General features: G+C 52.0%; 13 protein-coding genes. 9 read left to right on the forward strand and 4 right to left on the reverse strand.

Annotated elements, in window-relative coordinates; translation table 11 throughout:
• Positions 1-26: 26 nt before the first annotated feature.
• From ACO0K4_RS03685 to ACO0K4_RS03700, 4 genes are all read right to left on the reverse strand, one after another.
• Positions 27-485 (reverse strand): FKBP-type peptidyl-prolyl cis-trans isomerase, encoded by a 459-nt coding sequence (locus ACO0K4_RS03685; RefSeq protein WP_422955240.1) that lies wholly within the window; start codon positions 483-485, stop codon positions 27-29.
• A gap of 11 nt (positions 486-496) precedes the next feature.
• The gene (locus ACO0K4_RS03690; RefSeq protein ID WP_422955241.1) at positions 497-763 is read right to left on the reverse strand and encodes a hypothetical protein; all 267 of its coding nucleotides are present in this window, start codon (positions 761-763) and stop codon (positions 497-499) included.
• On the reverse strand, positions 763-1,515 hold the full coding sequence (locus ACO0K4_RS03695) for a substrate-binding periplasmic protein (protein ID WP_422955242.1): 753 nt from the start codon (positions 1,513-1,515) through the stop codon (positions 763-765). Before ACO0K4_RS03695 ends, ACO0K4_RS03690 begins: the two co-directional genes overlap by 1 nt.
• A 136-nt stretch (positions 1,516-1,651) precedes the next feature.
• Positions 1,652-2,542, reverse strand: a complete 891-nt coding sequence (locus ACO0K4_RS03700) for a LysR family transcriptional regulator (RefSeq protein WP_422955243.1) — start codon at positions 2,540-2,542, stop codon at positions 1,652-1,654.
• Positions 2,543-2,890: 348 nt separating this feature from the next.
• On the opposite strand from ACO0K4_RS03700, the gene ACO0K4_RS03705 reads away from it, so the two are divergent.
• The 9 genes from ACO0K4_RS03705 (at position 2,891) to ACO0K4_RS03745 (ending at position 13,549) form a co-directional block, all read left to right on the forward strand.
• Complete coding sequence (locus ACO0K4_RS03705; protein WP_422955244.1) at positions 2,891-4,405, forward strand: CoA-acylating methylmalonate-semialdehyde dehydrogenase; 1,515 nt, start codon at positions 2,891-2,893, stop codon at positions 4,403-4,405.
• 132 nt (positions 4,406-4,537) lie between these two features.
• Positions 4,538-5,599, forward strand: a complete 1,062-nt coding sequence (locus ACO0K4_RS03710; RefSeq protein WP_422955245.1) for an NAD(P)H-dependent flavin oxidoreductase — start codon at positions 4,538-4,540, stop codon at positions 5,597-5,599.
• Positions 5,600-5,610: 11 nt separating this feature from the next.
• Positions 5,611-7,239: a GMC family oxidoreductase gene (locus ACO0K4_RS03715; protein ID WP_422955246.1), complete on the forward strand. Its 1,629-nt coding sequence runs from the start codon at positions 5,611-5,613 to the stop codon at positions 7,237-7,239.
• Positions 7,240-7,560: 321 nt separating this feature from the next.
• Complete coding sequence (locus ACO0K4_RS03720; RefSeq protein WP_422955247.1) at positions 7,561-8,334, forward strand: ABC transporter ATP-binding protein; 774 nt, start codon at positions 7,561-7,563, stop codon at positions 8,332-8,334.
• Positions 8,331-9,092, forward strand: coding sequence for an ABC transporter ATP-binding protein (locus tag ACO0K4_RS03725; RefSeq protein ID WP_422955248.1), 762 nt, complete (start codon positions 8,331-8,333; stop codon positions 9,090-9,092). Before ACO0K4_RS03720 ends, ACO0K4_RS03725 begins: the two co-directional genes overlap by 4 nt.
• Before the next feature lie 191 nt (positions 9,093-9,283).
• Positions 9,284-10,495, forward strand: coding sequence for an ABC transporter substrate-binding protein (locus ACO0K4_RS03730; RefSeq protein ID WP_422955249.1), 1,212 nt, complete (start codon positions 9,284-9,286; stop codon positions 10,493-10,495).
• A 307-nt stretch (positions 10,496-10,802) separates the two neighbouring features.
• Positions 10,803-11,687: a branched-chain amino acid ABC transporter permease gene (locus tag ACO0K4_RS03735; protein ID WP_422955250.1), complete on the forward strand. Its 885-nt coding sequence runs from the start codon at positions 10,803-10,805 to the stop codon at positions 11,685-11,687.
• Positions 11,688-11,698: 11 nt separating this feature from the next.
• On the forward strand, positions 11,699-12,679 hold the full coding sequence (locus ACO0K4_RS03740; RefSeq protein ID WP_422955251.1) for a branched-chain amino acid ABC transporter permease: 981 nt from the start codon (positions 11,699-11,701) through the stop codon (positions 12,677-12,679).
• A gap of 204 nt (positions 12,680-12,883) precedes the next feature.
• Entirely contained in the window at positions 12,884-13,549 is a 666-nt protein-coding gene (locus ACO0K4_RS03745) for a hypothetical protein (RefSeq protein ID WP_422955252.1), read from the forward strand.
• Positions 13,550-13,608 lie beyond the last annotated feature (59 nt).

Consider the following 13,608-nt stretch of genomic DNA (forward strand, 5'->3'; position numbering starts at 1 on the left):
GCCGTGCGTCTTATTTGGCTATTGAACTATTTGACTTCAAGTAATTCAATATCAAAAATCAAATTCGCATACGGGGGAATCCGGCCGCCAGCACCACGCGCGCCATAACCAAGATCTTGCGGAATGATAATAGTGCGTTTGCCGCCGACTTTCATCCCGGCGACGCCCTGATCCCAGCCCTTGATGACGCGACCGGTACCTAACGGAAAAGTGAATGGTTTATCGCCGACCGAGCTGTCAAACATCATGCCGTGTTGTTTGTCGGCTTTCGGGTCAAGCAGCCAGCCGCTGTAATGCACGGTTACTGTATTGCCTGCGACGGCTTCTTTGCCGCTGCCGACCTTGGTATCGATTTTTTGCAAGTCCATTTTTTTCGGACCGGCATCGGCAGGCGCTGCGGTTTGTGCGCTGGCTGGTGCGAGCGCGATGAGACTGGCGATACCGAATGCGAGGCTGGTGACGACATTGATGACACGACGGTTCATGAGGCAACTCCTTAAAGTTTATTGCGTAATTTTGCTTCGAAAGCGATATCGAGTTTGCTGGCTTTTTTCGGTGCTTGTTTGCTGATGCCGTTGACGAAGGCGACGAAGGCATCCAGTTCTAAAGGTTCATTGAGTTTGTCATTATCGCCAGACGCATTGGCGAGTACCAGATAGAAGCGTCCGTCGGCAGTGCTGACCATGGAATACGGGGCATTATTGCTTCGGTCTTTCAGGCGCATGACGGCGGCACTGGCGCGCGTTGAGCGTAAGCTGGCCATTATCTGGCCCCGTAATTGCGAGTGATTTTTTCCATACTGCCTTCGCGATCAATTTCTTTATTCAGCTCATTAAACCGGTCAATGCGCTGCTTGTCCATTTTGGCATTGCAGAGCATATACAGATCCACATTGCGCCATTTGATGGCGCGTCTGATGTCACTCCAGAACCCTTGTTCCTGCGCCATTTGCATGCCGTGTAATTCGGACGTGATCCAGTAGTCGATCCTGCCATTCACCAGCAAACGCGGATTGTCATCATCTTCGCTGGCGAATTCTATTTTGTAACCTTGTCTGGCGAGCTCCAGGGCGGTCGCCGCATTTTTGTAAGAGCCGATGCTAAAAGACTTCGCGTCTTCAAAGCTTTTTAAACTGCGCGTATCGGATTTTTTGGTGTACAACACCCAGGTATCCGTGGTCAGCGGACCGACCCATTTAAACAGAGTTTCGCGCTCCGGTGTCCGGCGAAAACCAAACAGGCAGGTATTCTCTTCGTTTAACGTAGCCTGATAGCCGCGGGCCAGTGAGGTACTGACGATGCTTGGAGATTCGCCAGCGCGCTTCATGATTTCCATCGCTTTATCGGTCAGAAAACCTTTAATCTCATTGGTCTTCGGATCGGTATAGGTGAACGGGGCAAATTCCTGAATGACCAGACGTATGCTTTCTGCATGTGCCAGCAAGGGCAAGCTGAGCAGCAGGGCTGCCAGTGCTTTTACTTGCAGTTTCCTCCTTGAGCACATCAATAAGTACATCAGTAAGCCTTTTGTGGAACGCGAATTTGGAACGCGAAATCGATGAAGGATTATAGGGCAGAAATGAGGCCTTGTCTGTGTCCTTATTGGCATCGTTTCAGTCGCGTTATGCCTGATTGTTCGTGCTTATTCACGCTTATTCCAGACCCCAGCACAGTTTAAGCAAGGCAAAAACGGCGGCAATAGTTGCCTCGTTCCGGCGCTTTTCCAGACAGATAAAACTGAGTTCGGTCGACAGGCTGACGGCATCGGCAATGACTAGTCCATGTGCGTGCGCTTCACGGATGGCAATCGCGTCACGTAGCAAACTCAGGCCAACACCAGATTTAACCAGGTCGAGCATGGATGGCTCCTGATCGACCAGTGCTACTTTATTCGGCGTCACATGGTGGTCGGCAAAGACTTTGCTCAGCAGGCGGTTGTGTGTTGATTCGGGTGGCGTCCATATCCATGGCAGTTGCGCCAGCGCTGCCCAGTCCTTGCCGGCGACCCGGTTTTTCCAGCCCTCAGGTGCAACTACCCGGTAGGTGAAATGGGTCAATGTCAGCGAGTGGAAGTGCGTTTTGCCATCGTCCGGCGGCTGGCCCAGATAAAAGCCGACATCAAGCAAGCCCGCGCGTATTTGCTGGAGGACGGAGCCTGACATGCCGTGTTGTAATCGGGTGGAAAGCTGGGGATAAGATTCCACCAGTCGTTTCAAAAACACGCCTAGCCGTGTGAACTCAGGATCAAGTATGGTGCCGATCGCCAGTTCGCCTGTCAGGGTTGAATGCAGGGTATCGGCGGCTTGCTGAAAATCGGCCATACTCGCTAGCACGCGCTCCGCATGGGGTAAGAGTTTTGCGCCGTCATTGCTGAGGGTCATGCCGCCGGCTGAGCGATGCAGTAGTTGCAACCCCAGATTCTGTTGCAGCGATTTGATTTGCAGGCTCACGGCAGGCTGGGTCACATGCAGGCGCTCCGCCGCCCGCGTCAGGTTGCCCTCTCTGGCGACGGTGACGAAGGCTTTGAGTTGAACGAGATCCATCGTGCGGTCTCCATTATTGGTTAGGACTTAGGCAAAAACTAAAACCACTCACCACAGAGACACCGAGACACGGAGAAAGGCAGGAGTAAGCAATTGCGTGAGAGATATATATATCGATATCAACATTGGACCCGCAAGCAGTATGCGCCTGCTGGCACCAAATGCTTCCAGAAACCGCATCTAGTATGCGGCTTCAATTGGTAGGGTGATAGGGAGATAAGCAATTTGTCGTTTTGCGTAATTATTATTAGTGTTGCTTATATTGGATTTGATAATAACTCATTGGATTTGGCTTGAACACTGGGTTAGTCTCTATGAACATTTAAAAATTACCTAAAAGGTTTTCTTATGTCCATCAGCCCTTCCTCCAGCCCTTTGATCAAGCATTTTATAAACGGTGTTGTTCATCTATCCTCGGGCGAGCGTCAGCAAGAGGTGTTTAACCCTGCAACGGGGGCGGTTAGTGCGAAGGTCGTGCTGGCGACAATGGATGACGTGAATGCCGCCGTGGCGGCTGCCAAAGCTGCCGCACCTGCCTGGGCAGAGACAGCACCGCTGAAACGCGCGCGCGTGATGTTCAGGTTCAAAGAGTTACTTGATCAGCATCACAAGCAGATCGCAACGCTGATCACGCACGAGCACGGCAAGGTGTTGTCGGATGCGATGGGGGAAGTGACGCGTGGGATCGAGATCGTGGAATTTGCCTGTGGTATGCCGCAACTTTTGAAGACGCAATTTTCCGACAACATCGGTGGCGGTATTGATAATTACAACCTGCGTCAGCCGCTCGGTGTGACTGCCGGGATTACGCCGTTTAACTTCCCGTTCATGGTGCCGATGTGGATGGCGCCGCTGGCGATTGCGACCGGTAATACGTTTATTTTAAAGCCGTCAGAACGCGACCCTTCCTGTTCTTTATTGATCGCTGATTTGCTCAAGCAAGCGGGTTTGCCGGAGGGTGTTTTTAATGTGTTGCAAGGTGACAAACTGGCGGTGGATGGCTTGTTGCAGCATCCCGATGTGTCGGCAATTTCCTTCGTGGGATCGACCCCGATTGCAGAATATATTTACAGTGAAGGCACGCGCATGGGCAAGCGAGTGCAAGCGCTGGGCGGCGCGAAAAATCATCTGGTGGTAATGCCAGACGCGAATCTCGATCAGGCGGTAGACGCTTTGATGGGCGCGGCTTACGGCTCCGCTGGCGAACGTTGCATGGCGATTTCTGTGGCCGTCGCAGTGGGTGATGTGGCGGATAAATTGGTCGATGCATTAGTCCCGCGCGTGAAGGCGTTGATCGTCAAAAACGGCATGGAAGCTGATGCGGAAATGGGGCCGGTCGTGACCGCAATCCATAAGGCAAAAATTGAAGGCTATATCGCTGACGGTATCGCTGAAGGTGCAACGATGTTAGTCGACGGTCGCGGTTTGACGGTGCCAGGACACGAAGGTGGTTTCTTCCTCGGCGGTACGCTGTTTGATCATGTGAAAGAGGGCATGAAAATCCATCGTGAAGAAATTTTCGGCCCTGTGCTGTGCGTAGTCCGGGTACCGGATTTTGCCAGCGCCGTTGAGCTGATTAACCGTCACGAATTTGGTAATGGCGTGTCACTGTTCACTTCTGATGGCAACACGGCGCGTGAATTTTCTCGCCGGATTCAGGTCGGTATGGTGGGTATTAACGTACCGATTCCTGTGCCGATGGCGTGGCATTCTTTTGGCGGCTGGAAGCGCTCATTGTTTGGCGATCAGCACGCGTATGGCGAAGAAGGCATTCGTTTCTATACGCGATATAAATCGATTATGCAGCGCTGGCCTGACAGCATCGCCAAGGGCGCCGAGTTCACCATGCCGGTTGCGAAATAAGGTATTTTAGGGGAGTATCGCTAATTAAATGCCCATTCCGCTTTGTTTATATGCGGAATTGGACTAATGATACTGATACTCTCCCTTAGTATATAAAAATCGTGCCGGACGCTTACTCTGGAGTCAAATGCCATGAAGATCACGCAACTTTGTTCTCATCCGATTATTCAGGCGCCAATGGCTGGTGGTGCTACCACGCCTGAACTAGTCGCTGCGGTGTCGAACGCCGGCGCGCTCGGATCGCTTGCTGCGCCCTTGTTGACGCCGCTGGCAATCATTGAGCAGGCCGAGCATATCCGCCGTCTGACCGATAAGCCCTTCGCGATTAATTTGTTCGTCCAGACGCGACCACAAATTGATTATGCGGCGCTGGAATCCGCAAAACAATTACTGCAGCCGATCTGGATGTCGCTGGGGTGGAATGGCTTGCCGACGCCGACACGCTGGTGCGAGGACTTTGATGCCCAGCTTGATGCTTTGCTGATTGCACGTCCGGCAGTTGCCAGCTTCACATTTGACATCTTGCATGCGAGCCAGATTCAGCGTCTGCATGACGCAGGGATTCTGGTAGTCGGCACGGCGACCAACCTGGCGGAGGCGCAGGTCTGGCAAGCCATGGGCGCTGATGCGATCTGTCTGCAAGGCATTGAAGCTGGTGGTCATCGCGGCACTTTTATTGGCAAGCAAGAAGATGCAAGCCTGAGCGCTATGGCCTTATTGCAGCAAGTGAAACCGCATAGCGATGTGCCGCTGATTCTGGCGGGTGGCATCATGCATGGCGGCGATATTGCAGAAGCCTTGCGAGCGGGCGCCCAGATGGTGCAGATGGGCACGGCATTTTTAACCACCGACGAGGCGGCGATCCATCCTGCGTATAAGGCAAAGCTGCTGGAACTGGCTAACGCGAATGCCGCGGAGGGCAAAAATGCAACCATGCAGACCCGTGCCTTCTCCGGTCGACTTGCCCGTGGCGTGCGGAATCGTTTTATGCAAACGATGCAGGCGGTTGCAGAACAAGTTCCTGCTTATCCGGTACAAAACGCGCTGACAGGCAGCCTGCGTGCGCATGCCGCCAAGACCAATGACACCGAATTGATGTCGATGTGGGCAGGTCAGGGCGCGCATCGCGTGCGCAAGATGTCAGCTGCGAACCTAATCGCCACGCTGGCCGCCGAATTACAGCAACACCAATAAAATAAGAGACTATGCAATCCGCTGGCAAATACGATTACATCATCATTGGCGCTGGTACGGCAGGTTGCGTGCTGGCGAACCGCTTATCGCAGAATCCCGATAACGAAGTCTTGCTGCTGGAGGCTGGCGGCAAGGACGATTATGTCTGGATACATATTCCGGTCGGTTACCTGTATTGCATTAATAATCCGCGTACCGACTGGATGTTTCGTACCGAGAGCGAGCCGGGTCTGAACGGCCGCAGCCTGATTTATCCGCGTGGCAAAGTATTGGGTGGGTGCTCGTCGATCAATGGCATGATTTATATGCGCGGACAGGAACAGGATTACCAGCACTGGGCAGAGCAGAGCGGTGACGCAAGCTGGCGCTGGGATCAGGTATTGCCATTGTTTAAAAAAAGCGAAGATCATTATAGCGGTGCCAGCGCAATGCACGGCGCAGGCGGTGAATGGCGGGTCGAAAAGCAAAGATTGTCGTGGGAGATTCTGGATGCATTTCGTGAGGCGGCATCTCAGGTCGGCATTCCGAAAACTGACGACTTCAACCGCGGTGATAATGACGGTTGCGGCTATTTTGATGTGAACCAAAAACGCGGCATACGCTGGAATGCCTCCAAGGCATTTTTAAAACCAGCAGCAGGGCGCGGCAACCTGACCATCATGACGGGCTGCCAGGTCAAACGTCTGCAATTCACGGACAGTGCGCAGGGCAAGGTCTGTAGCGGCGTAGAGTTTATCGGGGGTGGTAAGGAGTGGTTCGCAGAATCCGCGCGCGAAGTCGTGCTGGCGGCTGGTGCGATCGGCTCTCCGGCGATTCTTCAGCAATCTGGCATCGGAAACGGCGCCCATTTACACCAGTTGGGCGTGCCTGTGGTCCATGATTTGCCGGGTGTGGGTGAAAACCTGCAAGATCATTTGCAAATCCGTTCTGCATTTAAAATCCGCGGTGCCAAGACGCTGAATATGATGGCGAATAGCTGGCTTGGCAAGGCCAGTATCGGGCTCGAATATCTGCTCAGGCAGAGCGGTCCGATGTCGATGGCGCCATCGCAGCTGGGGGCGTTCACCCGCTCCGATGCGAGTCAGGCCACACCGAATTTGCAATATCATGTTCAGCCATTGACGCTGGAAAAATTTGGCGACCCTCTGCATCCCTTCCCTGCTTTTACGGCGAGCGTCTGCAATCTGCGTCCGACATCGCGCGGCCATGTACGCATCGCCAGCAGCGACCCTTTATCCGCACCGAAGATTACGCCGAATTATCTGAGCACGGCCGAGGACAGAAAAATTGCAGCTGACTCGCTGACACTCACACGCAAAATCGTTGCTGCACCGGCCTTACAAAAATATGCTCCAGAAGAAATGAAACCCGGCGCGCAGTTCCGTACCGAGGAAGAATTAGCCCGTGCCGCAGGCGACATCGGGACGACGATTTTTCACCCGGTCGGTACGTGCAAGATGGGTGTGAGCACGGATAAGCAGGCGGTGGTCGATAGTGAATTGCGGGTAGTCGGCCTGCGTGGTGTGCGGGTTGCTGACGCATCCATCATGCCGACCATTACCTCGGGCAATACCAATTCACCGACATTGATGATTGCAGAAAAAGCCGCCAGAATGATACTGGCAGTTGCGTCTGCATAGTGTTTTGATGATGTCCATAAATAGACAATGCAACAGATGATTCAGCAAACAATTAAACAAGCCTTTCCTCATGGGACACCAGGGGATAGTATGTTTTAATACTTCAGGAAAACAGGAATAAAATCCTGTGGTTACTACTTACAGTAGTTATACCGTATTGTTGAATACTTACGGCGATGGGTAATATAAAAGGTAATAAAAACGCGATAAAAATCGCTAAAAATAGAATAAAAAGCCCCTTTGGTCATTAAAAAATAAAAAACCAACAGGGTTGTCATCGTGCAGTTCGTAATGAAACTACGCAGGCAAAAAGGAGACCAGATGACCGATGTCATCCTAGAGACAAAGCATTTGACCAAAGAGTTCAAGGGCTTTACCGCAGTGAGCGATGTTAACCTGCAAGTGCAGCGTGGACACATTCATGCATTGATCGGCCCCAACGGTGCCGGCAAGACGACCTGTTTTAATTTGCTCACCAAATTTCTGGTGCCAACCTCGGGACAGATCCTGTTTAACGGTCGCGACATCACGGCCGCCAAGCCAGCGCAGATTGCCCGACAGGGCATCATCCGGTCATTCCAGATTTCGGCGGTATTCCCGCATCTGAGCGTGATGGAAAATGTGCGGATTGGCTTGCAACGTCAGCTTGGTACATCTTTCCATTTCTGGAGGAGCGGGGCAAGTCTGGCGCGTCTGAATGATCAGGCCATGGCGTTATTGGCGCAAGTAGATTTGACCGAGTTTGCCGACACGATTACCGTTGATTTACCTTATGGACGAAAGCGCGCGCTGGAGATCGCCACGACCCTGGCGATGGAGCCGGAAATGATGTTGCTCGATGAACCGACGCAAGGGATGGGGCATGAGGATGTACACCGCGTGACGGAGCTGATCAAGAAGGTATCGGCAGGGCGTACGATACTCATGGTGGAACATAATATGAGCGTGGTCTCCGGTATCTGCGACAAAATTTCCGTCTTGCAGCGTGGTGCCATGCTGGCGGAGGGGCGCTACGAAGAAGTGTCTAAAAATCCGAAAGTCATGGAAGCCTATATGGGCAGCACCTCAGCCGAACTCGAAGGAGCACACGCATGAGTGTCGCAACGATGTCAGCGGACACATCCGCGAGTTCTGCCACATCCGGTACAACGCCAGCGTTACAGATCACGAATTTGCAAGCCTGGTATGGTGAGTCGCATATCTTGCATGACGTCAATCTGGTCGTGAATCCCGGTGAGGTCGTGACGCTGCTGGGGCGCAACGGCGCTGGCCGTACTACCACGATGCGCGCCATTATGGGTTTGACCGGCGCGCGCAAAGGCTCGATCAAGATCAATGGGGTCGAGGCAATTGGTCTGCCCACTTATAAAGTCGCTCATCTGGGCGTCGGTTATTGCCCCGAAGAACGCGGCATTTTTTCATCTTTGTCGACGGAAGAAAATCTGATGCTGCCACCGTCGGTATCAAGCAAAGATCAGGGTATGTTGATCGATGATATCTACGCGATGTTTCCGAATCTGGCGGAGCGAAAAAACAGTCAGGGTACGCGCTTGTCCGGCGGTGAACAGCAGATGCTGGCAGTGGCGCGTATCCTGCGCACGGGCGCCCGTCTGTTACTGCTGGATGAGATTTCTGAAGGTCTGGCACCGGTGATCGTGCAGGCGCTGGCGCGCATGATTACGACGCTGAAAGCCAAGGGTTATACGATCATTATGGTGGAACAGAATTTCCGTTTCGCAGCACCGCTGGCGGACCGGTTTTATGTGATGGAGCACGGGCAAATTGTCGAAACTTTTGCCGCAGCCGAGTTGCAGGACAAGATGTCGGTGCTGAATGAATTATTGGGTGTGTGATGAGGTTTGGAATCAGGTAGGCGATCAGTTTGGTAATAAGGTTGGTAATAAGGTTGGTAATAAGTTTGGTGATAAGTTTAGTAATGAGCACGGGTTGTGCGTAGTTGACTTAGTTTTCGTACTTCAGTTTTGTGCTTGGTTCTTGTAATGCATAAGCAGTTCAAATTGATAAAAATGATTGGAGAAGACACATGAAAACAACATATAAAGTAGCAGCACTGGCGGTCTCTGCCGCACTGGCAACATTATCCGGTACCGCCTCTGCACAGGTTTCTGGCGACGTCGTAAAAATCGGTTTTATTACCGACGTTTCTGGCCTGTATTCCGATATCGACGGTCAGGGTGGCGCCGAGGCGATCAAGATGGCGATTGCGGATTTTGGCGGCACGGTCTTAGGCAAAAAAATCGAACTCGTGACCGCTGACCATCAAAACAAAGCAGATATCGCAGCGAGCAGAGCGCGTGAATGGTTCGACCGCGACGGCGTTGATATGCTGATCGGCGGTACCAATTCTGGTACAGGTCTGGCCATGTCCAAGGTTGCTTTGGAAAAGAAAAAAACCTTTATCTCCATCGGTGCGGGCACAGCGCGTCTGACCAATGAAGAATGCTCGCCTTACACCATTCACTATGCGTATGACACGGTGGCACTCGCAAAAGGCACAGGCTCTGCGGTCGTCAAGCAAGGCGGCAAAAGCTGGTATTTCCTGACGGCGGATTATGCGTTTGGCGCATCGCTGGAAGGCGATACCACGGCCGTCGTGAAAGCGGCTGGCGGCACTGTCGCGGGCGCTGTGCGTCATCCGTTGTCGGCATCGGATTTCTCATCTTTCCTGTTGCAGGCACAGGCCTCTAAAGCGCAAATTCTGGGCTTGGCTAATGCCGGTGGCGACACCATCAATGCGATTAAAGCCGCGAATGAATTTGGCGTGACCAAAACCATGAAGCTGGCAGGTCTGCTGATGTTCATCAATGATGTGCATTCCCTGACGTTGAACCTGACTCAGGGCATGTATCTGACGGATAGCTGGTATTGGGATGCGAATGAAGAAACCCGCACCTGGGCACGTCGTTACTTCGGCAAAATGAAAAAAATGCCATCGAGCCTGCAAGCGGCTGATTACTCCGCTACCTTGCAATATCTGAACGCTGTGAAAGCAGCTGGCAGCGATGACACAGATAAAGTATTAGCCAAATTGCGCAGTATGAAGATCAATGACATGTATGCCAAAAACGGCACGATCCGTGGCGACGGCAGCATGATTCATGACATGTATCTGATGCAGGTTAAATCCCAGTCCGAGTCCAAGTACCCATGGGATTACTACAAAGTGGTACAGACGATTCCGGGTGAACAGGCATTCACGACTAAAGCGGAAAGTAAGTGCGCTGCCTGGAAGTAATGGGCTGCAAGTAAGTAAAAATAAGTGCGTGCTGAAGCCTCTCTTCTCTTATTTTGTCAGGACTCGGTTCTCTCTCCCGCTGGCGGGAGAGAGTTGGGATGAGGGTAAATAGAAGAGTGGTTTATTAGCGCAACATTTAGCAAAGCGCTTGGTATCGGAAGTCGAAAACGTCACTGCAATACGGGTGATCAACTGGTAATCATGTTGTAAGTCGCGTATCAATCTGCGTCAGGATGATTTGCCCGGATCAGGTTTTTTGAATCAGCTATCTATCCCGTTTGTTCGGGTTATTTTTCTTTAGAGTGCCATGGAAATATTTGGTATCCCGCTTCAAGCGATGCTCAGCCAGTTGTTGCTGGGGTTGGTAAATGGCTCTTTTTACGCCATGTTGTCACTCGGTCTGGCCGTGATTTTCGGTCTGCTGAATGTGATCAATTTTGCGCATGGTGCCTTGTATATGATGGGCGCTTTTCTGGCATGGATGGGCATGAATTACTTCGGTATTAATTACTGGATCATGCTGATTGCGGCGCCTTTGCTAGTTGGGATCTTCGGCATCGTCATCGAAAAAACCATGCTGCGCTGGTTATATAAACTCGATCATCTGTACGGGTTGCTGCTGACTTTCGGCCTGACCTTATTGCTCGAAGGTTTATTCCGTTCTTTCTATGGTGTGTCAGGACAGCCTTATTCAGTACCCGATGCGCTGATGGGGGCGACCAATCTCGGTTTTATGATTTTGCCTAACTACCGCGCCTGGGTAGTGGTGGCCTCACTGACGGTGTGTTTTTCGACCTGGTTTGTGATTGAAAAAACCAAGCTCGGTGCGTATCTGCGGGCCGGTACGGAGAATCCTAAACTGGTAGAAGCCTTTGGTGTCAATGTGCCTTTGATGGTAACCCTGACCTACGGCTTTGGCGTGGCTTTAGCGGCGTTTGCAGGCGTGCTGGCGGCACCGGTGATACAAGTGTCACCCCTGATGGGATCCAACCTGATTATCACGGTATTTGCTGTGGTTGTGATAGGTGGCATGGGTTCTATTCTCGGCTCTATCCTGACGGGGCTTGGCTTGGGCATTATCGAAGGTCTGACCCGCGTGTTTTATCCGGAACTGTCCGCGACGGTGGTATTCATCGTGATGGCAATTGTCTTGATGATCCGCCCTGCCGGTTTGTTCGGCAAAGAAAAATAATCGGAGCTTTTATGAATAAAAAAATTGGCTACGGCATCGCATTCGCCGTCTTGCTGGCAGCGCCGTTATTGATTTATCCGGTCTTCCTGATGAAGCTGCTGTGCTTCGCTTTATTCGCTTGTGCATTTAATTTGCTGATTGGTTTTACCGGTTTGCTGTCGTTTGGTCATGCGGCTTTTTTCGGTGGTGCAGGTTATGTCGCCGGATGGGCGATTCGTGATGCGGGGTTACCGACGGAACTGGGTATTGTATTGGGCGTCGGTGCTGCGGCCCTGATCGGTCTGGTGATGGGCTTGCTGGCAATTCGCCGCCAAGGTATTTACTTCACGATGATCACGCTGGCGCTGGCTCAGATGCTGTATTTCGTGTTTTTACAAGCTAAGTTCACGGGTGGCGAGGATGGTTTGCAAGGTGTGCCGCGCGGTAAGTTGCTGGGCACTCTGGATCTGAGTTCTGATCTGACTTTGTACTATGTGGTGTTGGCGATTGCGATTGCCGGATTCGCACTGGTAGTCAGGACGATCCATTCACCGTTTGGGCAGGTATTGAAAGCGGTGAAAGAAAATGAGCCCCGCGCAATCTCGCTGGGTTACGACGTGGATAAGTACAAGTTGCTGGCCTTTGTCTTGTCTGCGGCGCTGGCAGGTCTGGCGGGTGCGACCAAAACACTGGTACTCGGTTTTGAGACCTTGACCGACGTGCACTGGACGATGTCAGGCCTAGTCGTATTGATGACCCTGGTGGGCGGTTTGGGTACCTTGGCGGGGCCGATTGTCGGTGCCATCATTATCATCGCTTTAGAAAACAAACTCGGCGACCTAGGTAACCTGATCGCGGATCTCACGTCGGTTGACTGGTTCCGCAGCCTTGGTGATTCAGTGACCATCGTGACGGGATTGATTTTCATCGTTTGTGTACTGGCGTTCCGTAAAGGCATCGTGGGCGAACTGGGTGCTTGGCTGAGCCGATCGGAAAAGACCAAGACAAGTTAAATTGGCGCCGATTTAGCAGAGTTAGATAAGAGGTGAGTCAGATAAACAAAAGAGCCCCGCATTAGTCGGGGCTTTCTTGTTCTTAGCCGTCGATATTGGTTATTGTTGAAGTAGTCATGTGAAGTCAGTTTCTCAGAGTAATGGATGTTGTTACTGTAGTGGGAATGATTGCCTTACTGTTTGATCCATGTGAAAGCGTATTCAATGATCCGGTCTATTTTTGTTCTTGTCTTATTCCTGCTTGCTACTGACCCGGCTTGTGCGGCTCAGGCTCAAGTGCATATTTTCTACAATCCGGCCATGGATTCTGCATGTTCATTTTTGCGTGGCGCTACGATTAAGGATGAATGGAAAGCAGAACTGAGTTTGCGTAAGGCGGAATTCGAGGGAATCTGGCAGGAGCATGGTCCCCGCATGATTCTGGCTGCTGAGACGATCATTGGTAAGTCTTTCCCCGATGCGGATATCGATGCGCACTTGTCGCTGTGCGATCTGCCATCGCAATCGATGGTCGGAGTCCGTATCAATATGCGATATGCATTGAAGAGTTTTACCTCAACGCCTGTGCCGTTGCGTTACAAAGTGGATACTCTGTTCCACGAACTATTGCATGTGTTGTTAGGCCCTTACTCTTTGAACAACTCTAGTTTGCTGGCGCAGCACGCGACTGAACACGAAAGAGTGCGCTCGCATCTTCATTTGCTTGCGCTACAAAAAGCGGTTTTGATACAGCTTGGCGAACCCGACATACTGAAGCAGCTTATCGCCATAGACAGCCAGCTTCCCGGCGGTCATTACCGGCGCGCCTGGGACATCGTTAACGCCACTGATACGACGTATCTGAAATACGTCGAAGAGCTCAGGAACTGATCGGTTTTTATCGTGCGGGGCTGGTGGTCGGGTGGATGCAAGGCGCAGAGGTGTCAAGG

Source organism: Undibacterium sp. RuTC16W (genome assembly GCF_049339445.1).
In the GTDB taxonomy this organism is placed as follows: domain Bacteria; phylum Pseudomonadota; class Gammaproteobacteria; order Burkholderiales; family Burkholderiaceae_D; genus Undibacterium.

Bases quoted from the DNA above. Each gene is read 5' to 3' on its own strand.
- ACO0K4_RS03735 (WP_422955250.1), top strand. From the start codon at position 10,803: ATGGAAATATTTGGTATCCCGCTTCAAGCGATGCTCAGCCAGTTGTTG.
- ACO0K4_RS03700 (WP_422955243.1), bottom strand. From the start codon at position 2,542: ATGGATCTCGTTCAACTCAAAGCCTTCGTCACCGTCGCCAGAGAGGGC.
- ACO0K4_RS03730 (WP_422955249.1), top strand. From the start codon at position 9,284: ATGAAAACAACATATAAAGTAGCAGCACTGGCGGTCTCTGCCGCACTG.
- ACO0K4_RS03685 (WP_422955240.1), bottom strand. From the start codon at position 485: ATGAACCGTCGTGTCATCAATGTCGTCACCAGCCTCGCATTCGGTATC.
- ACO0K4_RS03740 (WP_422955251.1), top strand. From the start codon at position 11,699: ATGAATAAAAAAATTGGCTACGGCATCGCATTCGCCGTCTTGCTGGCA.
- ACO0K4_RS03710 (WP_422955245.1), top strand. From the start codon at position 4,538: ATGAAGATCACGCAACTTTGTTCTCATCCGATTATTCAGGCGCCAATG.
- ACO0K4_RS03705 (WP_422955244.1), top strand. From the start codon at position 2,891: ATGTCCATCAGCCCTTCCTCCAGCCCTTTGATCAAGCATTTTATAAAC.
- ACO0K4_RS03690 (WP_422955241.1), bottom strand. From the start codon at position 763: ATGGCCAGCTTACGCTCAACGCGCGCCAGTGCCGCCGTCATGCGCCTG.
- ACO0K4_RS03745 (WP_422955252.1), top strand. From the start codon at position 12,884: ATGATCCGGTCTATTTTTGTTCTTGTCTTATTCCTGCTTGCTACTGAC.
- ACO0K4_RS03695 (WP_422955242.1), bottom strand. From the start codon at position 1,515: ATGTACTTATTGATGTGCTCAAGGAGGAAACTGCAAGTAAAAGCACTG.
- ACO0K4_RS03725 (WP_422955248.1), top strand. From the start codon at position 8,331: ATGAGTGTCGCAACGATGTCAGCGGACACATCCGCGAGTTCTGCCACA.
- ACO0K4_RS03720 (WP_422955247.1), top strand. From the start codon at position 7,561: ATGACCGATGTCATCCTAGAGACAAAGCATTTGACCAAAGAGTTCAAG.
- ACO0K4_RS03715 (WP_422955246.1), top strand. From the start codon at position 5,611: ATGCAATCCGCTGGCAAATACGATTACATCATCATTGGCGCTGGTACG.